This window comes from Sphingobacterium sp. UBA5996, assembly GCF_002429765.1.
GTDB lineage: Bacteria > Bacteroidota > Bacteroidia > Sphingobacteriales > Sphingobacteriaceae > Sphingobacterium.
On sequence record NZ_DJAS01000032.1, the window covers coordinates 95,339 to 117,952 of the forward strand.

Consider the following 22,614-nt stretch of genomic DNA (forward strand, 5'->3'; position numbering starts at 1 on the left):
TTATATACGGTGAATTTTATATATTTAAACTAAATTCACCGTATATGAATATCTATAATGCCTTTGCACTTCTAATGGGATTGTTTTCCCTCCAAGCATGCACGAATCCCACTTCTCAACAGGTCGGTGGAAAATCCGACACGGTCAAGGTCACTGACACATTGTCCCAAGTCGTTGTGGACAGCAGTACAGTTGACAAGCCCACCATAACAGATCCAAAGAAGGGACAGATTTTGCTCGTGCGTAGCTACCGAGTTTGGGAAAAGCGAGATCCTACAGCTGTTTTAAATAAAGATTGGTACGACCTTTATGAAGAAAATGGCAAATATTACCTGGAAAAAGTTGATTATGAAATAAAAGACGGTTATGACGAGTGTGCTGGCGTTCCAATTCGAAGCATTGAATCACGCAGAAACTCATTGCTATTCCTAAAGTTGGAAGGACTCCAAGCCGGTGCATTAGAAAATTTAAAAGTTACCCATTCCGAAATATGGCCTCAGGAATCGGTCGAATATGCGTTTAAAAATCAAAAAGTTACCCTGAGAGGATTTGGAACAATTAAATCCACCGAGGTGCAGACCGATGACAAAGGTCACGAGAAATTATTCCATGAGGTGACCAATTACAAACTAAGCTACATTTCAAACAAAGAAAACAAAGAAATGACCCTATTTCATATCGATCAATTTGATGATGTATTTATGTCCACACTTTTTGTTGGGGATATCGACCGGGATGGTGTTCTGGATTTTATCTTTTCTAATCCGAGTCACTATGAGGAGCAAGCAATGCTGCTATTCTTGTCCAATCATGGCAATGCACTCACTTTTGAAGCTGATGCACAATTTGATTGTTAAAGCTGGGTAACATGGCTAGAATCAACGTCTACTTACATCAAATGAAATCCATTGATCGCGCATTGCTTTCAGTGGGCATGTTTTTACTGATCTACTTTATTTCTCCAATCCAATCCCTTCCGCTATTAAACCTGCTGCTATGCTGGCTGGGGTTCTGTGTATCTTACATCGCCATATCCTGGTTTACATTTTATACCATGTCGATTGGAACAATGGCAAAGAAGGCGCAAAAAGAAGATGGAAGCCGACTTTTTGTCTCCTTATTCATCATTTTGGTTACTATAGGTTGCTTTGTTTCTGTGCTGATGATCATTATATCCAGCAAGGACAAACAGCTGAAGGATGCGTATATTATCGTCATTTGCATCCTAGCCATGATGGCTTCATGGATATTGGTTCATACCATCTATACTTTTCATTATGCACGTCTATATTACGAAAATAGGTCCGATGGTGATGGCTTAGAGTTTCCCGGTGACGACAAGCCTGATTATCTGGATTTTGCGTACTTTTCATTCGTGATGGGATGCACCTTTCAAGTATCCGACGTGGGGATATCTTCAAAAAAGATCCGCAGGGTAGCACTTTTTCACGGTCTCCTCTCCTTCGCTTTAAATACATTTGTTGTTGCATTAACAATAAATATCATTTCTGGATTAATCAATTGAGTTTTCGATCAAAAAGTCTTAATTTAGAGCAAAAATTACACACATGAAGTTTTTCAACGCCTTACTCACGCTTTGTATCATCATTATTCTAGTAGCTTCGTGTGCGAAAAATCAAGATTCAGGTAGCGCTACTGCAGCAGCAGCTGGCAGTTTTATTGGGCGTATCCAATACCAGGATAATTCATTGGAAGTAGATCGGGATAATCGGCTTATTCGTGTTTTAAAAGAAAGCGGCGATACCTATAAAGTCGAGTTCTTCACAGGTATCCCTAATATCACTTCCCTTCGATTGAATCAAGAAAACGATACTACTTGGGTATCCGCTGACACGACTGGATTAAAGAATGTCAAAATTGAAGGAAAACGATTAACGATCAATTATCAGGCAAATAGCCAAAGTTGGGTTGTTGAAAATGCAGTCCGTAACTAATAATCAATCTAAATTGTCATATTAATTTCATTTTCTATTTGAAAATTATTGCTTTCTCCCTATATTTAGTCAAGCATAAAGGAAGAGAGAAATGAAACAATTCAATAAATTAGGTGCGATTGCATCCGTGTTGGCTATTGCGCTTGCGTTGAGTGCATTTAGTTTCCAACAGGAAAAACCAAAGGAAGAGCCCAAACCAACCAATCTAAAAGTTCTCCCAAAAAATATTTCCCATGACGAATTGATTTCTACCATGAAGGAATTTAACGTTGCCTTGGGCGTAAAGTGCGGTTTCTGTCATGCACCATCCAAGGAAGATCCTAAGAAATTGGATTTTGCCAGTGATGAGAACCACAAAAAGGATATTGGACGGGCGATGATCAAGATGACCCAAAAGATCAACAAAAAGTATTTTAACCGCAGTTGGGATAATTCTCCAGCCAAAGCAATATCCTGTAAAACCTGTCATGGCGGAAAAGAAGAACCCGAGATGGTCTTAGCGAAAAACTAATCAAACCACATATTCATGTAACACCATAGTACTTGTATTATGGTGTTTTCTTTTGTTTTGGACCTTCGTCTTACGACAAAGGCGCACAATACCGTGCGCCTTAATTACCAGTCACCTTTTCTGCTTGTTGCGCCATCTGCCCAGCAGCCTACTCGTGGCAAAACTGACCAAAGTACCCAGTGCCGCTGTCAGGGCTGTTTGCAACACATCCCCCAAGGAAATGCTGGCCCAGATGGAACAGAGGGTACCGCCTATGGCCGAGATACGGATATTATTCACTTTCATCATCCGCGCTCCTTTCACCCGTAGTTTTGGCCGTATCGTTTGCTACATTCAAATCAGCTTCCGATGGCGGTTTTCCGTCACTTACCTCCGGTTGGGGTTCAGCTTCATCCAATACCGTTTCCACGATCCCCAACCCCAGGGCCAGGTATTTCAATACGTTGCCGACCTTTCCCGGAAGTTTAACAGGAGCCGCCAGCACCAGCTGCAGCACCTGTCCTATTTTGTTAAAGATTTTTTTCATACTTTTTGCATTTTCAGTATCCCTACCACCAATACACCTTTCGTTAAGCTAAGGAGATCATGGAATTGAAAGCCTTGCGTTCCGACTGCCTATCGCTGACGCGAGATGACGATAGCATAAATCATTGTCCGAGCATAGCGAGTTTGATTTATGCCGTCAGCTTGCTAAGAAGATGGCACAAAAGAAAGCAATTGATTATTCCAGCCCTTCATGTTTAACGAATACTCAAATACACTTCATCCCCCATATCCCACAGGCTATACACCAGCGCTTTGAGCTTTCCCAAGGCCTTGCCGCTATAATCCCCTGTACCCTCGCCTGTTAACGTCGTTACCGGCGCAATGCAGCCCTGCAATTCCCGGAGCGCATTGTTGGCCGCATGGATCAGTATTGCTTCGCGGCCGAGCACCATCGGAATGCCAATCTGCTCGCCATGTTTGGGGTAGCGCCGTTTCTCCAACTTATATCGACCAATTGGAATACAGCTAATCCGTGGTGTATTATTTCTATCAGGCAGCTCGATTGTATGGCATATCTCTTCGCCTTGATAGCTGATGGTACCATTGGTTCCCCGTGCTCCATACTTTCGTAGGAGCAGCAGGGTGTGTTTAACAGCCATATTAGCTAATGGATAGTTTACCCAGATAAACACTCGGAGAAGTCTTGATACCATCCTGATGACCGGTAAATACCCAGCCTTCCAGCGTGTCACCGGAGTAGCTGGTAGGTAGCTTGAAACTCATACTTGCTTCTTCGCGAGTCGCAGACTCCAGGATACTAAAGAAATTCTTGCTGCTGTTGTACATGAGCAGAATAACAGAATCGCCGGCGAACGCGTTAAGTTTGTTGAACTGCGGCTCCCATGTCAACATGATCTCCTGCGGAAAAGCTTCTGACCATTCCGCAGCCATCAACGTTGCCAATGAGCCCTTGGAAATAACGATCTTTGCATAATCTATTTCAAATGCAGGGTAAGTACCTGTGACGCCACCATAATTCAGGAGATATTGTAGCGCCTTGTTGTAGCCTGTTGCTTTACTCTGCAATTTGTCCGAATAGCCCAGGTTGAGTAGATCCTTGATCGGCGAAAGAAAAGCTACCGCGGTTGCAAATCTTGCCCGCTGTGCGATCTGTCCTTCACTCGCTTTTTTGCTTGTAATCTTGGAGAGTGAGCGGACATAATCCACACCTCGCCAACTGCTTCCTATTACACTTCCTACTTTCCCAGAGTAAGCTCCGTGTATACCTTTTAAAAATCTTGCCATGATTATACATGTTTAAATAATAAATAATTACGACTGTCATGAGCAGTCTTTGTTTTGCTAGCAAGAGCTAAATTAGCATGACTTTTTTCAGTAGAAGGATAAATGCAGGGATTGATAGTACACGGGTGGCCATGCTGTCATTGCCTGTCAACTTTAACAGATAGGCAGCCCCTCGGCAGTCCTTTGAGTCGTTAAGGGATTGTATTCGGGACATCTTCGGAAAAGATTGCAGACAGCTTCGACACCGCTTCGGCTGCTGTTCGGGTATTGTTCGGGTATTGTTCGGGTGCTGTTCGACTGGGAGTCGAAGCCGACTCGAAGCGTTGTCGAAGCCCACCCGAAGGAGCGTCGAAGATGTCCCGTAGCTGTGTCGAAGCAAAGTCGAAGGATAGCCATAGCGTCGCCGAACAGTTGCCGAAGCGTAGCAACTTGAAAGAGCTTGCGTTCGCTTGCTCCCAGAAAATAAAAAAGAAGCCTTTTGGCTCCTTTTTTTACAACGTGCTAAATCCGCCCCTTGCGCCTACTTTCTTCCAGTTGCTGATGTAAATCTGACAAGTAATAATAGTGCCGCTTGCCCAGCTTCCTCGGCCTAAGCTTTCCCTCGCGGACCAGCCGGTAATACTTCGATTCAGAGATACCCAATTTGTCGAGCACATCAGCGATATCAAGCATATGATCCAGTTCGGAAGGTATCTCCGCTGTGTCCGTAGATACTTTATCCATTTCTTCCGTTATATGGGTCAATATCGCTTTCACTAAGGAGGTTATGACCTCCAAAAGGTCACATATGCGATTCATTAAATTTAACATAACCATGCAATTAAACATGCTGGTCGCCGAAACGAGTCACTTTGCACAATTGGCACTGTGCAGCGGCTCCATCACCACAGCGTTAGACAATACTTCTGTTTTAAGCCAGATTAAATTCCTCTTCCAATTTGCTTTCATCTAGCGTATCTATTATTCCCCAAAAATTATTGATGTTGTTGCGCAGCTCACGCGAGGGCGTGACCATTATTTTGAGCTTATCCTCCGGCAACAATCGATGTAGTTTCTCCTTGATCTCAGCGGTAAGTTCCAACATGGTGGGCCGATTTACGGGCACGCGAAAATAGAGCATATTGACATACACTCTCGCCCGTATTTTAACCAACCATGGATTATCACGCAGTGCTTTAGTGGTCACCTCTATCCGACACAACTTTCCGTCATGCAGATAGACATCTGCCGTACGTTGTTGTTTATAGATGATCACCGCGTGCAGGCATTTTATCTTGGTTCCGTCTGTCGGTTCTTTATCCTCCCATTTACGCAAAAAGTAGACCATCAGTGCTAGCCGATCCCGATCGCGCTTCCACAAACTGAACAGTGTAGCCTGGGATTCTGATTTTGTCACAGCTGGGAGATCGATTGCTGTGGTGTGGACATTGTGCCCGGATAGCTGCCTTTGGCTCTTAACCAGCTGCTCGGTCACATGTTCAAGAGAATCTCTATTTTCACCAGTTTCGGATGCACCTGCTACTAAAAGTGGCGCGGGATCTTGATCGAGCTGCGGCCTGGCCCCAGAAGGTTTCTGAATCGCCGTCTGAACAAAGGATTGCCAATTGAGCAATACCCATTTTGGAAAGCGATTTACCAACAGTATATAGGCGGTCATTATGGGAAAGAAAAACCAAAAATCAGTGGTCAGATACCATCGCGAAAGCAAGATCAATCCCGGCCTGTGCGGTAACAATACTTCCAGTACGACGCCGTGGATAGCCAGGACAACACCGGATGCGCAGAGCAGATAGATTATAAAATTCAGCTTGGTATTCGTACTGAACCGCTGCCTAACCACCAAGGCTGCATGTATGTAGCTGATCAGCATAGCGTAGACCAGCAACAGCAAGACCGTGCCGATCCATACCGCCATAAAACGCTTGCTCTGGATACGGCCGAGCATCTCGCTGCCGGCAGAACCCACATTGATGATCAAAGCAAGGATAATGCAAAAGAAAAAATGAAGTGGATAATAGCCTATTTGGCTCCACCGGGCAATAACAGTTTTTAATAAATACGGAAATAATCTTCTACTTTTATTTAAATTCTCCGATCGCATAAGGAATACAAATTCGTATGGTAATTGGTTAAAAAAAACACTTACCTCAAACTTACAAAATTTCTTTAAAATAACACTAATTTACCAGAGAAACATTCCGTCAAAATATACCGAATCCTGTCATATCCAACCAAAGAATTTGTTTTCTATGGTTTTAGCTGATTTATTTGTGGTTTTACGTAACAGCAAAAATATGAAAAGAACATTTGACCAAGCAGGTGTAAACGACCTGCAGCTAAAAGTATTGACCCTTCCTTATGCCGAGCGTCTTCCTATCATCAACTCCGTCATGAGCGATTTTGTCGGCTTTATGCATGCCTATTTTGAGCTACGCCCCAGCCAGATCCAATATCTGAATACCATGTCGCTTGCACTCAAAACCGAACTTAGCATCGGGATTGCCGACAGCTGGAACAACAGCCTAGCCGTTGACTTCCAAAAGAACAGCAGCTCGGTCGATGAAGAAAAAGACACACCAAAGGACATCATCCTTTCACGATACAATTCATCCAGTGACCTACCTGTTGCGAACAGATTGTTGCCGACAGGTTATTTTTCTATCCGCATTGTTTATCGGCATACCGCAGGCAGCTAATCCACGTTTCTCCGAAACAGACGTGGCCTATTCCCCAAAAATACCAGCGCTATGCGGACCCCATCATTCAGGTTGATAGAAGAAGCAATGGATTTTGTGAGCAAGAGTACGCTCACAAAATCCTTTCAACAGCGGTTGCCCGGTAGCCGGACCAGACTGCTATGCCATCCACAAATTTGTCTGTTTGAGGAGTATCTGCAGACCGGCAATTTGGAGAGCTATTGCTATCAGTTTGAAGTGCATAGCCCAACAACAATCCGTTTTGAGATATGCAGTCCGCAGACCCATCTGCTCTACCATCTCGCAGGGCGTGCGCCGATCCATTACAGCCAGCCACAGGTCAAAGACACCTTTATTTTCCGCCCGCGGCATGGTGCGTTTCTCTATGTCCCCGAAACTGAAATTACAGTAAAATTTGAACCCGGAACATATCACATTCAAGGGTTTACACTACCTTTGAATCTTCTTCATATCGGCGGGGTTCCTGGCTTTGAGTATCTCTCTAGCGTGATCGCAGCGCATAAAGGCAGACTTGCACAGTACCGAGTCAGCCTGGACTTTGCCGCTATGGAGCAGACCCGACAGTTATTTGCCGAGCTCACGAGGGAACTCAGCAAGAAGCCGTTGATACCCAAAAGTATTATCCTTCACACAATTCAGGATCTGCTCCTTCTGAGCAAAAATAAGCTACTCAAAGCGCAGGGTCTCTTGAGCCACCAAGACCATTTGGCTCTACAGGCCCGAGCGTTGATCAGCAAGCGGATCTCAGAAACGGAAGAACGGATTTTGATCGGAGATATTGCTGCTACACTGCACGTTGCAAAAGATCAACTCAACAGATACCATATGCAGCGCTATGGCGAGACGCTATTGCATTTTCGCAACCAGGTATTGGCCGACAAGGCAAAGCATCTGTTGGATCGAAAAATGCCTGTACAGCTCGTTTCGGACTTTTGTGGCTTTGGTCAGATTTCTAGTTTTACCCGGTTTTTTAAAAATGAGACCGGGTTATCTCCGACAGGCTATCAACAGCTCCACTTTAATCCCAAAAAGCGGAGGTAGGTTTAGATTCACGGATTTTGTCAAATCCTGATGCGCTTTATGTCAAATTAGGCGCAGCGTCGGTCACTATCTTTGAATTATGAACCATATACCCATAGGACTGGGTGAATTTATAAACAAAGAAGTATGATCAAGCAAGAGCGTATACAGCGTACACAACGAGTCAGGGTAAATTCGCTAAATGAACAACCATTCGCCGCGGATATGGGCGCCCCACGTCGGCAATGGCCTTCGCAACTGGTGCAACGAAAATATGCTGGCTTGGCGAAGATGAAACTTTTGCTTTCAGTGACCTGCTGCTGTGCTGGTCCTGTACGTGACAGGCACGGCCGCAGGTTTACCACATTCCCGTGTGGCGGTACGATACAGCATTTACGTGAAAAGGGCTGGCCTCATGCGGCGTTTCGGTCAGCCCGGCAGAATCTGTGAAACCGGATACATCCTGGATGTAGCTGATTAATAAACAAGATTTGACAAATTAAAATTTTGCACTATGGCATGGTTTCAATTAAATGCAGGAGGTAATCCGACAAATCCGTCGCATTACAGCAGTGTGGCAACACCTTCCTGCAGTGGATCAACTAAGATTTGTGCTGTAAACGCTACTGACAACGGTAGTGGACAGCCAGACCTTACAGATTCATTAAAAAATGAAATGATTGTGGCGCTTCAAAATAATAGTACTTCCTCAAACGTCAGATTGAGAAGTACTCCGTAAGGATGTAATGCACCATAGATTAAAGCGGGGGAAATAATCCCCCGTTTCTGCTTTAACATATACATAGATTTATTTCTTTGAGACTACCAGCACTTCCATCTCTCGCTCGCCTTCTACAAACTTTAACCCTTGCCCCTGCATCTGTTGATTGAGTTCTTCCAAGTTTGTAAAATCGCCTAACTTAATCCGATTTTTTTTATTCACTTCATCATAGACCGGCGGAAATAAGCCACTATAGTCTACTAAAAACGTCAGTACGCCAGTCCCCTCCAAACCTTGCCGAATATCATTCGGATCGACGACAGCGCGGGGGCCTGTATTGTCCTCCTGAAGAATCAAACAAGGTATTATCCGTTTTTCAAAGCGAACATCCAAACCCAAGAAAAGATTTAAATCATTGATTACCGCATACGTTAGGGCGATACTATCCATCGGTATCGAACTTTTCCGCTCGTAGCAAATTCCATATTGCGTAAGCCATTTTTGAATCCCGCCCGTATTTTCGGGGTAATCCAATACATCCTTATTTACGTTATCCCAGATGATACGATTATTTCCCAAGAGGTACTGTGGCTTTTTGATCCGGCTCAACAGGGCCTTATAAGTCCGTAAGATACCATTGTTGGAAAGTGTGATTTTCGTTGTACCAGCACCTGTCTTCGTTTCCTGAATACCTTCCCATTGTGGCCAGTCTTCTGAATAGCCTTTCAGTAGAACCGAAGCAATCCCATCGCTGGCATCGTTTCTCACATCAGAAATTTGCATATAATCATCTTTCAGCGAAGCCTTTATATGGTCTTCACGCAGAAGTTCGTTTACTCCTTCTATCGTTATAAAATCACTAAAGGTGACAGCACGGACGATACCATTCTTTACGACAGCTACATGGGGAACTCCAGCATGCGGAAATAGCGCTTTAAGCTGTTTGTCATTTACTATCGTGGGCAGGATGGCATCCTTTTCTTTCAGAAACTTGTTGTTCTGGTAGAATTTTTCAATAGTTGCCCTGTCCTGCCAGGTCACCATATAAATTTGCACTTCAGCTCCCAGCTTCTTTTGTATTGCTTTGAGCTTGGGCATACTTTCGATACAACTGACACAATAGGTATCGAAGAAATCATAGATTACAACTGCCGGGTTTTTACTCAGCTCCATCTTGTTGTCGATCAACTCAACTTTATTTAGCTTGGGCATTTTATCATTTATCTTTAAGCCCCTACTCTGTCCAAATGCATTGTTTAAATGCAATAAGACCATTATGGAAAACAAAACTACTTTCATTATATTCTTCTTATTATCACTTGATTTATAAAATTTAAAAAACTCACTATTAAATATATAATACCCGTTTAATCTCGAGCATTCTGCTTCATATCAGACTCTTGGATGGCTACTTGAGGAATTAGTATTGCATATTTTTTACTATTAGGCTTCAGCATATATGACTTGTCATCTATCATTCTTGTCAGTGTCTGCGCAGAGTTTTCCTCTTGATTGAGCCTTTTAAGATCTGCCCAGCGCAGCCCTCTAAAAATTAGCTCTTTCCGCCGCTCTAGCAGCACCTCTTTTAACAGGGCGGTGGCATCGGTACTTTCGAAACGGTTTATACTGGCCGCCTTGTAGCGAAGCGATCGGAAAGTATTTAGGTCCTCGGTTGCCGCCTCAAGTTTGCCGAGGCGTGCGGCAGCTTCTGCCCTTGTCAGATACATCTCGGCCGTTGTGAGGCCCACGAATATTCCCGAAAGTGAGTTATCGTACGAACCTTTAAATACCATACCATTGCCCGTCTGCCTGAAAAAAAGACCACGTCTCAGATCATTAGTTGCATAGCTCCTAAAGAGCGCCGTATCTACAAGTGCATAGCTCTGGCCCAAGGCGTAGCTGGAAGAACTCGTCGCCGAAAAAAGCACCTCAGCATTGAATCTTGAAAACGGCAGGGTGGCATTGGCATTGAGCATATTATAGTCTAGCAGTGCGGGCTGCAGGGCTAGCGCAGAATCTGCATATTGAAATGCGCGCTCATTATCTTGCATGCCCAAATAAAGTCTGGCTAAGCCAGCGTAGGCTGCCGCCCTACGGGGTAAACCTTTATTTTCAGCCTGTGCAGGCAAATCATGCGCTGCAATTGTATAATCTTTTATGATCTGTAGGCAGGTTTCATTGAGCGAAGCCCTTACCGAGCGCTCATCCAGGTTTGGCGAAAGCTTTATCGGCAAGCCGAGGGCTTCGTTCGCTGTTTTCTTATCGTAAGGCGCAGTAAATACGTTCATTAATTGATGCATGGCAAAAGCCCTAAAGAAAAGTGCATTTGCATTACATACCTTCCATCGATCACCTGAACGATCTGTGATTTCTGCCAACACCGATAAAACCTGATTTGCCTGGTAAATAGCTTTGTAGGGGCCCTGCCATTGGTTGGTCGACACAATCGGTTCATCTGACCAAATATATACGTTACGTTCGTCAATATCAGCGATCCCTTTCCAGGAGGAAGACGTCAAATAATAATTGTCGGCGGCGACTTCACCATAAGTAGGATACTTAGTATTCATGGTACTGTAATCATTGAGCAGTAGCTCACAGTCCTCCAATGTTTTGGGGATCACCATTTTTGCATCAGGCTTTAAATCCAAATAGTTGTTACAGCTGGATAGCAGTAAAAAGGAAGAAGCCATCAATTTAAATAATTTCTTAAACATATTCATTTAATTATTTATTTTACAACATGTTATGAATGGGAAAACAATATTCAATCTACGATTTTTTGCCCCTAAAACTTTAAGTTAACACCGATTGAAACGGCCAAGGGGTCAGGGCTACTCCTGCCAAATTCAGGATCTATTCCCAGCTTATTGGCACGCCATAGTGTAGCTATATTTGCCATATACGCATACACTGACGCACTTTTATATTTTAGTCGTTGCAGCGATGGAAAATGATAGGTCAGCTGAATATCCCTCAATTTGATGATCCCTGCATTTTCTACGAGTGGCGAAGATGCTTCGTAAAAGTAATCTGCATAATAATTTGCAGGGTAAGCAAATACAGGCACATCTGTAAAAACCTCGTCGCCTGGCTTTTGCCATCGCTTTGCATAGTCCGCATGACCTACCCGATCTGAGATCAGTCTGGTATTATTCAATGTGCTGCGCATAAATACATGCCCAAGCTGAAACGCAATATTGAAAGAGCATTCTACCGGCCCCCAGCTCAAATTATTACGCAAAGAACCAAAGTAAACAGGCATTGCGGTACCATGATTATCCAGGTCAAATACCGTCGTACTGTTAAAGATCTCGCTATAATCTTTCGAAATCTCCCCATTGACATAACCTCTGGCTTCCCCAGTCTCCGGATCGAGACCTGCCCATTTATAGGCATAAACCGTATACAAGTCGGCCCCCTCTACGGGCGTCATCAAATTGCCAAACGCGCCACCAATATAATTTGAAGCGGTAGGATTGGCTATGTACGACTTAGCGACTTTAGTACGGTTGTAGGCGAATACAAGATTAGAAGACCATTGCCAATTGTTCTTTTTGATATTGACTGAATTGATCGACAGATCTACCCCTTTGCCATGCAGATCGGCACTATTGACCACGAGACTGTTAAAACCAGATGTCGGGTCTATGCGGGAAGAGGCGATCAGATCTTTCGGTCTTTTATCATAATACTCTATTGCTCCGCTCAGCCGATTATTGAAAAAAGCAAAGTCAAGCCCTAGGTTCAATGTTCCTACCCTTTCCCAGCGAAGGCTGGGATTAGGAGGAGACTGCATAGTTGCATAAGGCTGACCTGTGATAAAATGTGGCGTTGTCTGAATATTGATGATCGGATAAGCCGAAGTATTATTATTCACATTGCCATTATAGCCATAAGTAGCGCGCAGTTTCAGATAGTCGCTAGCAGATAAACCCATAAACGATTCTTTCGAAATCACCCATCCCAGACCGACAGACCAGAAAGGCTGCCCTTTACTATTCGACTTTACGCCAAAGAGGTTTGAACCGTCCTTTCTAAAACTACCCGAGAATACATACCGATCCAAATACGTGTAGGCGAGGTTGCTGTAATACGAGCGATACCGATTGGTCAGTTTAGTAAGCACATTATAGTCCGGAATGGTCAATTCGCCAGCCATCCCATTCAGATAAGGATAATTGTGCGTATAATCGACATTGACATACGCATAAGTCTCCGGGTCAAACCCATAATAGGCATTGGAAGAGGTACGTTCGACATTCTGCCTAACCTCTACTCCTGCGATCATATTCAGCCGATGCCGATCAGCAAGGCTCCGATCAAAAGAAAGCAGCGCCCTACCCTGATGCGCCTGGCCTAAATGATTGAAAGGCTGATAGAAATCACCTACGGGCACCGCAAAGTTTACCCTTTCATTATCCCACGAAGCATAATAATTGATCATCTCTCGCATGCCGATGCTGTTTTTACTTCTGTAGGTTTCTTCAAGGCCATTATTATTCCGATAGCTGTAGTAAAGCGATGCCCTTAGTCCAGCGATAATCTCATAATTTAGATTAAAGTCAAGTACCGCCTCCTTGTTCATTCGCCGGTTATACGTTTCATTCAATTCAGCCAGTGGCCTATAATTCCAGTCCAGGAGTCTGCCACCAGCCACTGTATCACGAAATATTGGATTCATACCTACAGTCTCCACTTGTAGGGGATTACCATTTTGATCTGCAAGCTGCATATATGGATAGTTGCCGAAGCCATTACCCAAGCTATTATATTCTAGCGGTGCATCACTTTTTTGGTTTCTATTCTCCACATACTGAACCGCGATTTGCATATCCATCTTTTTGGATGGACGATACAAGTGGCTACTTCTTAGCGAAATACGGTCATTGCCGTAAGTCACCACTCCACCTTTGTTTTTGTCAAAACCTATTGAAAATAAAGAGGCTACTTTACTACTTCCCCCACTGAGTTGGACGTTATATTGCTGCTTTATCGCATTTCGATAGATGTATTTATCAAAATCGTCTCGCATGTCGATACCGCGCAGGTGATCGATCTGTGTTGTAGCTTCCTGTTCCGTAAGATCTCCTTGCCGCTGTTTCCGAAGGATCTGCACCACAGGGCTAAAGTTGTTCCAGATATCATTAAACATCCAGTCATAGTAACCCTGATCGAAAAGAGTTTTTTCTACGTCGATAAAATCCGAAGAATTCATCTGCGGTTGATAGTAGAGGTCAGGTTTGGCAGCTACCGTCAGATTGGTATTCAAAGACAGCTCAAAAGGACGTTCGAGCACGCCTTTCTTAGAGGTGATGACGATAACGCCATTTCCAGACTGTGCACCCCAGATTGAAGCTGCTGCAGCATCTTTGAGCACGGTGATATTCTCGATATCATTCGGGTTGATATTATTAAAGTCACCCTGATAAGGCATCCCATCGAGCACGATCAAGGGCCAACGATTGGGGCCGATTGTGCTATTCCCACGGATATAAATATTTGGATAATTACCACGCCCGGCTGCAAATGTCTTGACGGAAGTAATACTTGGCACCACATCCTCCAGCCTACTGATAAAATCAGTCGACACCTTGCGGTTGAGCAGCTTGTTGTCCACAAACTCAAAACTTCCCGTCGCCCGCTCCTTCGGAATCTTTTGGTATCCGGTAGAGACCACCTCCACCTCTTCCAATTGATTCTCTAGTGGTATCAATTTCACTTTCAATGATACTCCAGCTACATAAGGCAGTTCTAAACGACTGAAACCCATATGGGAAAATGAAACAGTGCCTTTCGGATTGGAGACTTGTAGCGAAAAGGAACCGTCATTTTTAGACGAGGTCCTACCCTTTTCACCATCTACTCGAATGGAAACCCCTCGGATGGGTTTTCCATCGATGGTGGATACTACAGTACCATTTACAGATAACAACCCTTCCGCCCCGCTGTCCTCGCGGGGCGTCTGAGCTGATAAATTAAACATATGAAACAAACAAGCCAGCATAAGTAGGGCTTGTTTGTTCTTCAATTCCTTTAAAAAACAAATAATGACATTGAAAACTAAAAAGTATAGGTTCAATGAAAACTGTATCATTCCCTTTACGCTCTTTGGCATCAGCACAGGGGTACATGCCGACATTATTTGCCTCAAGCTATATACTATACAATTGAAGAGGTACTTTATATCCCATGCATTTTGTACTTTTTTTAAATTATTTTTTACGGCATCCTTTATCGCTGCCAGATATGCTACCTTATCCAATAAGGTAGACATGCAGTTTGACCTGTATTTCATCTACTTATTGTTAAAGGTTAGTTTATGGTATTCTGGATCGTACTGATGTCGTATTTAGTCCAAAACTCTATGATCTTTTTGACAGGATCATAAGCTGGTTCGTGAACTTGATATATAGCTAGTTCGAGCGCTAGCACATTTGAATATTTTTGGTTCATTTTATAGGTTCAATAAAGATGACTTCAGCCCTGCCCTAGCTTTCGAAGAGGGCATAGTTTTCCCCTTTGCATTTTTATGCATTAAAAAAGGATTGTCATTTGCAGTAATATTTTAAACACTGCATGTCCAACAAGAAAAAATTAACAGTTCCGCAAAGCGCCCTCAGATTGGTTACAAGTCATCATTAGGGGCTATTATGGCGCTTCCTCTCGGAAAGAAATAAAAACCCAACCTATTTAGTATAGAATAACAATACAAAATTATAGTATTTATTTTTGTTGTTTAGAAATAAAAGTGCTACATTTAAGGTGTTAGAAGTCTCGTAAGAGCAATTTTATTAATTAGCTAAAATTAAGGGTGTAGTGTATGTTAAATATACAGATCGGGAAAACCTAGTCTAAGGGCCTTTCTAGTTTATACCTGATTCGGCACATTCTATTTTGCGGATGCTGCTATCCCCTATTTTGGTTTATACTGTTTTTAACCGATTATTCTGGAGCCCGAATAATCTTGCTTATTAAAATTGAATTTGAAAACCGGGTGCTAACCTCCTTGAGGTAAGCCTGATGTTTTTGGCGGTCCTTGAATCGTTTTGTCATAATCCATTTGGTTATAAAAACGATGTTAACTCTTAAAGCCTGGAAACACCCTAAGATATCAAAAGGGTGAGTCCTAAAGCTTTCAATCAATGGCACCGCCAGGAGCCTCTTCATCTCATACACGATGAGTTGAATTTTCCATCGAAAGACTTACATAGAGCTCACCCTCTTGAAAAATATATATCAAAGATATAAATAATTCAAAGATGGGCGAACTCCGAGTCTACTCGCTGGATTAAAACTGGCGGTTTTTTGAGCAGAGTGACATCGTTGAGATTGAGGAAATATCTCAATCTAATAGTCGCTTATGTTTCTAAAACAAAGGTAATAAAGAATTTCAATAAATGCAAAAGATACATTAATTAATTATAAAATATCATCATAAAAAAATGAGTAACGAGAAGAGATCTGAAAGGATAAAGTCTCCTGAATATAGAGTTTTTATCGGTAAGAATTTAAGGAGCCGCAGAATAGATGATGGATACACCCTTAATGATATTAAGGAAATGACTGGAATACCAATTAATACTTTAATAAGTATTGAAAAGGGCGATGTGACAAACATTGATTACTATGTAGAATATGCCAAATCAGTTAACTATCAGCTAGCTACTTTGAAACAAGCTAATATCAAATTGGAACCTATAAATAAACTTTCGAATGAAAGTCTTAAAAGGATTAGATTGACTAAAGAAATTCGTAAGCATATAATTCTAACCAAATTTATATCAAAAGGCTCAACTACAATCGAAATTATTGACGAATTGATTAGAAAAAAGGCTATTAAAAAGGATGAAGTTACTTCTACAGAAATTTCAGGTGTCATGAGAAACTTAGCTGCAGATAATATTATCGAAGTCGTGAGCAAAACTGGAAACAAAAACACTTACATTTTAAAAGAACCGGGAGATTCACAATAAATCTTTAAGGCAACTAGACCTATAATTTTTGGAGAGATTCCAAATATACAAGAAGAACATTGGTTTGAAGGACGAAATAAAATGATGCCTACAAGCTTTCATCGTAACTGTGGAGCCGGTATTGATGGGAATGGTACTCCGGGCACAGCAGCAATTGTTTTATCTGGCGGATACGAGGATGATGAAGACAATGGTGAAGAAATCATCTATACTGGTGCTGGTGGAAATGATCCGAATACGGGTAAGCAAGTCAAAGACCAATCATGGAAAACCTCTGGTAACGCTGGCCTACTAAAAAGCCTGGATGAAGGACTTCCGGTTAGGGTGATTAAGGGGTATACTCATAAACCTGCTTACTCTTCTGAAAAAGTATGTACCTATGGTGGATTATACAGTGTCGTCGATGCTTGGGAAGAAATTGGAAAAAGTGGCTTTAAAATCTGTCGATTCAAACTTCTATATATCGGGAATAGTGAACTCAAAAAGACAGCTGAAAGAGTTGAGCTTAAAATCTCTAACGACGCTACAAGCGAAAAACAGGATCTATCGTTAGGATTATAAGAGATACAAAAATAGCACATGACATTAAAAAACTTTATGATTTTAAATGTCTAGGTATGTAAGTTTTCTGTGCCTACCAAAACAGGTCATTACGTGTCTATTTGGCAGTATCAAGACATAGATTGGCGAGATGACAAAGTATATCTATTATTTTTCTTAGCGGATATTATTAGGATATCAATTTTTATGATTTCTATTTATTACAAATTGTTATGCAACCTTTTTGAACGGATTTAGAATTACAATGAATCAAAATGAATGCATTGATTCTAGTTAATTTTAAAGTCGAACTACGAAGAAAAAAAATATATTTGTTTTTTTTAGCAAATATAAAGTCTTAATTAAAAAAGGTACTTTAGCATATTATAAATAATTAACTAATGATTCCACAAAAATTAAGTCAGTTGCAGTTATTTAAAAGTAATACTGACGCAATAGCCACTAATCGTGGTTTTTACTATCAATACCTATCGACCGTAGATATTTGGCTTACAAACTTTATTAAAAATAACAACCACCAAATATTTTGTGAAAGAGAGGAGGACATCTTAGAGGTTAACATAGAAAAGGAACTTTATAAATTTCGTCAAATCAAATGCTACGCTCAGGGTTTTGGATTAAATAGTCCTGAAATTAAAGAAAGCCTTTTAAATTTCTTTAAACTTTTTTTGAAATACAAAATCAAAAATGAAAGTGTTTTTATTTTCCAAACAAATGCAATTTTCAAGCCGAGAGCAGGCCAGTCACTTAAAAAATGGTATTTAGCACAAAAAGTTGGAAATTATTCAATAGAAGACTACTTATCGGAAACCCGAGATATTCTCAGCAAACTTGTAAATGACAGATTAAAGGAACGTTTAAAAAAAGTAATAGATCTAAATGAAAAAGTTAAATTAAAACAATCGGCAAATGACATTAATAGCTTGATAGCGTCTGATAATTTTGAAACATTCCTCAAGTTGGTTCGTTGGGAATTTGTGGAAGAAACTAATACATCCAAGGCACTATCAGATTTAATACGAGTAATAATATCGAAATTAGAGCCGTTGTTAAAACAACATGTTATTAATATAAATCAATTTTTATCATTTTTGCTTCAAACAGTGATCGAGCGCTCGACTGAAATAAATCCATCGAACCGCCTGCTTGATAATGTCTTGTTCGATAAAATCCTGAATGATGATACATTAGAACAAAAACTCAAAGCTTCTCTACGTCCTGAAATCTTAGCCATGATCCAAAATGACATTCTTATTTTGAATAAGCTAGATAATATTCATGATGATTTAACGCATATAAACGATAAAGTCACATTATTGACTAAACAAATAACAACCGACGCAAATATAAATCCAAATAGCTTATCCAAACTCAAACAAAATTCTAAATCTTGGTTCTCAGCTCTTGGTCATAAATTGGAAACACATGAAAGTCAAAATGAAAATTCTTTTTCCTATATTATAAACATCCCTAGACGTAGAGGCTATGAAAGAATTTTAATTATGGGGGTTGACGAAATTGTGGAACTTAGACACCTTTCCGTTTTAAAAAATAGAGTAGACCAAGAACGTTATGATGAAGCTTGGTTAATCACATTTGGTAGGATTAGTTCTGCTGCGAAAAATGCATGTTCTAAAGGTGAATTTTCCCAAATATTTGTTTACCACTTTGATGAATTGATCGATCAGGATGTTGATTTTACACAATATTTTGAATGGTTAGAAAAAGAAGTAAAACAAAAGAATATTGATCAGTTTTATGTGCCTCTTTTCGCTACCCAAAAGGAGATTGATCAAGATAATAGAAAAATTATTGCCACTAATACCTATTTAGTTGACGACCATGTAGATCAATGGATAGACGATCCTGTTAAGAAACATATTTCAGTGCTTGGTGAGTTTGGTACTGGAAAGACATGGTTTACATTACATTATGCTTCAGTTAAACTAAAAGAATATTTAAAATCAAAGCGTTCAGGTCTCAAGCGGTCAAGAATACCGATTTTCATACCTCTTCGTGATTATGCGAAGGCCGCAAGTATAGAGTCCTTATTATCTGAATTTTTCTTCAGAAAACACAATAGCCCAATACCGACTTATGAGGCATTTCTTGAATTAAACAGGCTAGGAAAGCTTCTAATAATTTTTGATGGGTTCGACGAAATGGCTGATAAAATAGACGCTCAAAAAATGGTTAATAATTTTTGGGAGCTTGCTAAAGTCGTTACAGATAACTCAAAAGTTATTCTAACGTGTAGAAATGAGCATTTTCCGGAAGCAAAAAGTGGAAGAGAACTTTTAAGCGCAGAACTTAAGGCTTCAACACATGATTTGTTAGTAAAAGCACCGCAATTTGAAGTTTTAGAATTAGAAAAACTTAATGACCAGCAAATTTCAACTTTATTAGCATTTCATACAAATACTCATACAATAAACAAAATATTAAAAAATAAGACCCTCATCGACCTTGCTAGAAGACCTATTATGATTGATCTTATCTTGACTTCATTGGCAGATATTGAAAATGATAAGCCTGTAGACATTGCTCGAATATATTTATATGCAATTAAAAATAAATTGGATAAAGATATGCGAGAGCTCCGAACTTTTACTTCTATCAGCGACAAAATTTATTTTCTATGTGAAATTTCTTGGGAAATGCTCAATACTAACAACATGAGTATGAACTATAGACTATTTCCGGATCATTTACGAGCTATTTTCGGCGAAGCGGTTCAAGAACGAAAAGAGATGGATCACTGGCAATATGATATGATGGGTCAGACATTATTAATAAGAAATGATGATGGCGATTACAAACCTGCTCATAGATCTTTCTTAGAATTTTTTGCAGCATACAAATTTGCTGGTGAATTAGGGATATTAGATGCAGATTTCAAAGATTTAGCACAACCTCAATGTTCAGAAATAAAAGAATCTTATAATTATATATGGAGAGAGTTCTTTAAATCGAAGAAAAATAAAAAGCTTGGTAGCTTTGCACCTACAGAATTATCAGAAGTTGCAAAAACCTTCGGCAAGGCCCCAATTACAAAGGCTATTCTTGATCTAATGATTGACATGATTTCCATTAGTTCTAATAAAACGATTGAAGTGCTTGAGCAATTCTTAAAACAAGGACGAGGTAAAACATTTGAAGAAATCAACTATACAATTACAAACATTGCAATTTTATTAACCACTTTCAAAAATGACTACTTTGTTGGTCGCGACTTATCAAAGCTTTGTTTACGAAATTTTGAACTGCCATCAGGAAATGATGAAAATGATTATTTAAGCAATGAGTCGGCGTTATTATTCCACAATGTAAATTTTTCAGGTTCAGACCTAAAAAACGCGGATTTTGGTTACAACAAACACTATTTATTTTGTAATTTCAAAAAAAGCACTTTTAGAGATGCAAATTTGAGTAACTTTAGTTTTAAGACCTTTCAGGTTGATTCAATAGCATTATCTCCTGATAGGAAAACACTTGCGTTAGGCTCATCTGATGAATTAATATTATTGAACGCGAGAGACCTTTCTATAATCTATCGATGTAAAGCATCTGCTTGGTATGTTCGTTTTTCTAATAATGGAAAATTGCTAGCATACTCCGAATGGGGTATCGTGAAAATATTAGATACAGAAACCCATCAACTATTTAAGGAAATTACTTTGTCAAAAAGAAAGAATCCAACTGCGCAAGAAAAAGGAAGAAATCTTTGGACGGGTGACTTTGCATTCTCTGCAGACGATGAAATCTTAATAGTCGGGTGTAATAATGCAGTAGTTTATGAAATTGATCTTCGCAATAATAGTGAAGTTGCGCACTATAACACTTTCTCAGGTGTAAAAGGTGTCGATATTTCTTCTGATGGGCAATGGATTAGTGCATGGGAATTCAATGGCATTAAAATATGGAATCGGCAAACCGGCGAATTGGTTTATAATGAACATAAATCGAAGAGGAATTATACAATCATCCAAGCGAAATTCCACCCTTCTAAATCTATTATCTGCCTTTCATACAAAAATACAGTAAAATTATTTGACCTTATATCCAAAACTTTTGTTTTGGAACTTCCCGTCAAATCAGCAGAGTTTGTTTTTTATTCTGAGGATAATAGATTTGTATTTATAAGTAGTGACTACGATATAAAAAAGATTTGTTTAGAATCCCATAAAGTTGTTGATACATGGAATTTGAAATCAATAATTGACAAAGAAATTGGCAATGATTTGGTTCATAGATATTTAGATTTCGGAACAATAGAGGATTTAGCTGTTGATTCGATTGATGGAATATTATACATTGCTGGTAGATTTTCCGTTTTAAGTTATGATCTAAAAGAGAAAAAAATACTTGAAAAATATCTTCATCTTTTTGACCTCACTACTGTAGATTTTTCGGAATCGCACGGGATGGAGCCTGAAATGCTCACACAAATCAGTAAAAACGGGGCAATAGTCTATAGCGGTATAAATGCGACCTATAGGTGAAATTTAAATATATTTTTAAATAATTTAATTAAAGTTGAAATTTTGCCTAATTTAGTTTTTTATGTGAAGTTTATTTAATTGATTATGCCTGTAAATATAGTATTTGCAGGCATTTATTTTGCAAACAAAATTTAGAAATGCTAGGATTTACCTGAATTATTTGATCATTAACACTATAATCTACCTTAACGGCTTTACCTTAAGTCAATACAGTATATCATTTCTTTTTAGTTTCTCTATTTAAATTGTTCGTCCTGAAAAAACTTTACAGATGGTCTAATATGGTTCTTACTTTACAGTTTTGGTGGGTGAATTGATATTATGAATTTAATTGTTTTTTTGTAAACTTTTGTATTTTTTCCTACAGTTTTTCCAACGCTTGATTAATGTTAAATCTGTTACATGTGCTACCGCAGGTGTTAGAAAATCACAACTCATATGGGGACGCAAATGATTATACGATTCTATACTTTTAGTCACTTCCAACAGGGCTTCACTCCTTGAAGAAAATACCCTTTTGAGATTAAATTCTGTTTTTAATATGCCATTAATTCTTTCTGCAATAGGGTTTTCATAAGCCTCTCCGTTTTCTGTCAAACTGATTTTTACACCTGCTTTTTTCAACCTTAGTATATAGTCGAAGGAACAGTACTGCACACCTCGATCCGAATGATGAATCAGAGTATTGGGGGCCGGTTTTTCCTTCAGTGCCATTTGCAGAGCTTTAATTGCCCCTTGAGCAGTCAGCTGGGGATGAAGGCAATAGCCCATAATTTTTCTTGAGTATGCATCAGTTATGAGAGAAAGATAATTGAAATCATAGCCTACTGAAATATATATAATATCTGAAACCCATAATT

The 22,614-nt window shown here is 40.1% G+C and carries 20 protein-coding genes; 10 read left to right on the forward strand and 10 right to left on the reverse strand.

The features are described from left to right. Positions 1-44 precede the first annotated feature (44 nt). The 4 genes from B3E00_RS21670 (at position 45) to B3E00_RS21685 (ending at position 2,466) form a co-directional block, all read left to right on the forward strand. A complete protein-coding gene (locus B3E00_RS21670; protein WP_293940079.1) occupies positions 45-857 on the forward strand; it encodes a hypothetical protein in 813 nt (270 codons plus the stop codon). Between the two features lie 11 nt (positions 858-868). Next, positions 869-1,525 (forward strand): DUF1345 domain-containing protein, encoded by a 657-nt coding sequence (locus tag B3E00_RS21675; protein WP_293940081.1) that lies wholly within the window; start codon positions 869-871, stop codon positions 1,523-1,525. Between the two features lie 43 nt (positions 1,526-1,568). Further along, positions 1,569-1,955 (forward strand): hypothetical protein, encoded by a 387-nt coding sequence (locus B3E00_RS21680; RefSeq protein ID WP_293940083.1) that lies wholly within the window; start codon positions 1,569-1,571, stop codon positions 1,953-1,955. Positions 1,956-2,046: 91 nt separating this feature from the next. Further along, positions 2,047-2,466 (forward strand): c-type cytochrome, encoded by a 420-nt coding sequence (locus tag B3E00_RS21685; protein ID WP_293940085.1) that lies wholly within the window; start codon positions 2,047-2,049, stop codon positions 2,464-2,466. 111 nt (positions 2,467-2,577) lie between these two features. Here B3E00_RS21685 and B3E00_RS21690 read toward each other — a convergent pair whose 3' ends face one another. From B3E00_RS21690 to B3E00_RS21715, 6 genes are all read right to left on the reverse strand, one after another. Beyond that, positions 2,578-2,754 carry a hypothetical protein gene (locus B3E00_RS21690; RefSeq protein WP_293886393.1) on the reverse strand — a complete coding sequence of 59 codons (177 nt, stop codon included), beginning with the start codon at positions 2,752-2,754 and terminating at the stop codon, positions 2,578-2,580. After that, positions 2,738-2,992 carry a hypothetical protein gene (locus B3E00_RS21695; RefSeq protein WP_293940087.1) on the reverse strand — a complete coding sequence of 85 codons (255 nt, stop codon included), beginning with the start codon at positions 2,990-2,992 and terminating at the stop codon, positions 2,738-2,740. Before B3E00_RS21695 ends, B3E00_RS21690 begins: the two co-directional genes overlap by 17 nt. 214 nt (positions 2,993-3,206) lie before the next feature. Beyond that, positions 3,207-3,611, reverse strand: a complete 405-nt coding sequence (locus B3E00_RS21700) for a DUF5675 family protein (RefSeq protein ID WP_293940089.1) — start codon at positions 3,609-3,611, stop codon at positions 3,207-3,209. A 1-nt stretch (position 3,612) separates the two neighbouring features. Further along, complete coding sequence (locus B3E00_RS21705; RefSeq protein WP_209580633.1) at positions 3,613-4,257, reverse strand: DUF6266 family protein; 645 nt, start codon at positions 4,255-4,257, stop codon at positions 3,613-3,615. A gap of 501 nt (positions 4,258-4,758) precedes the next feature. Then, positions 4,759-5,067 carry a helix-turn-helix transcriptional regulator gene (locus tag B3E00_RS21710; protein ID WP_293940091.1) on the reverse strand — a complete coding sequence of 103 codons (309 nt, stop codon included), beginning with the start codon at positions 5,065-5,067 and terminating at the stop codon, positions 4,759-4,761. Positions 5,068-5,167: 100 nt separating this feature from the next. Next, positions 5,168-6,358 carry a hypothetical protein gene (locus tag B3E00_RS21715; RefSeq protein WP_293940093.1) on the reverse strand — a complete coding sequence of 397 codons (1,191 nt, stop codon included), beginning with the start codon at positions 6,356-6,358 and terminating at the stop codon, positions 5,168-5,170. Between the two features lie 193 nt (positions 6,359-6,551). On the opposite strand from B3E00_RS21715, the gene B3E00_RS21720 reads away from it, so the two are divergent. From B3E00_RS21720 to B3E00_RS21730, 3 genes are all read left to right on the forward strand, one after another. Then, complete coding sequence (locus tag B3E00_RS21720; RefSeq protein ID WP_293883531.1) at positions 6,552-6,953, forward strand: hypothetical protein; 402 nt, start codon at positions 6,552-6,554, stop codon at positions 6,951-6,953. Between the two features lie 51 nt (positions 6,954-7,004). Further along, positions 7,005-8,015: an AraC family transcriptional regulator gene (locus tag B3E00_RS21725; protein WP_293940095.1), complete on the forward strand. Its 1,011-nt coding sequence runs from the start codon at positions 7,005-7,007 to the stop codon at positions 8,013-8,015. A 493-nt stretch (positions 8,016-8,508) separates the two neighbouring features. Then, positions 8,509-8,733 carry a hypothetical protein gene (locus B3E00_RS21730; RefSeq protein ID WP_159727089.1) on the forward strand — a complete coding sequence of 75 codons (225 nt, stop codon included), beginning with the start codon at positions 8,509-8,511 and terminating at the stop codon, positions 8,731-8,733. Between the two features lie 69 nt (positions 8,734-8,802). Here B3E00_RS21730 and B3E00_RS21735 read toward each other — a convergent pair whose 3' ends face one another. From B3E00_RS21735 to B3E00_RS21745, 3 genes are all read right to left on the reverse strand, one after another. Then, positions 8,803-10,014: a TlpA family protein disulfide reductase gene (locus B3E00_RS21735; RefSeq protein ID WP_293940099.1), complete on the reverse strand. Its 1,212-nt coding sequence runs from the start codon at positions 10,012-10,014 to the stop codon at positions 8,803-8,805. Between the two features lie 68 nt (positions 10,015-10,082). Continuing rightward, the gene (locus B3E00_RS21740) at positions 10,083-11,432 is read right to left on the reverse strand and encodes a RagB/SusD family nutrient uptake outer membrane protein (RefSeq protein ID WP_293940100.1); all 1,350 of its coding nucleotides are present in this window, start codon (positions 11,430-11,432) and stop codon (positions 10,083-10,085) included. A gap of 71 nt (positions 11,433-11,503) precedes the next feature. Continuing rightward, positions 11,504-15,013 (reverse strand): SusC/RagA family TonB-linked outer membrane protein, encoded by a 3,510-nt coding sequence (locus B3E00_RS21745; RefSeq protein WP_293940102.1) that lies wholly within the window; start codon positions 15,011-15,013, stop codon positions 11,504-11,506. A gap of 1,147 nt (positions 15,014-16,160) precedes the next feature. On the opposite strand from B3E00_RS21745, the gene B3E00_RS21750 reads away from it, so the two are divergent. From B3E00_RS21750 to B3E00_RS21760, 3 genes are all read left to right on the forward strand, one after another. Beyond that, entirely contained in the window at positions 16,161-16,691 is a 531-nt protein-coding gene (locus tag B3E00_RS21750) for a helix-turn-helix domain-containing protein (RefSeq protein WP_293940104.1), read from the forward strand. A gap of 36 nt (positions 16,692-16,727) precedes the next feature. Further along, positions 16,728-17,252: a YDG/SRA domain-containing protein gene (locus B3E00_RS21755; protein WP_293940114.1), complete on the forward strand. Its 525-nt coding sequence runs from the start codon at positions 16,728-16,730 to the stop codon at positions 17,250-17,252. Positions 17,253-17,632: 380 nt separating this feature from the next. After that, positions 17,633-21,754: an NACHT domain-containing protein gene (locus B3E00_RS21760; RefSeq protein ID WP_293940106.1), complete on the forward strand. Its 4,122-nt coding sequence runs from the start codon at positions 17,633-17,635 to the stop codon at positions 21,752-21,754. Positions 21,755-22,081: 327 nt separating this feature from the next. Here the strand turns inward: B3E00_RS21760 and B3E00_RS21765 are convergent. Next, positions 22,082-22,614, reverse strand: a 533-nt coding sequence (locus tag B3E00_RS21765) for a DDE-type integrase/transposase/recombinase (protein ID WP_293940108.1), incomplete at its 5' end; no start/stop codon positions are given.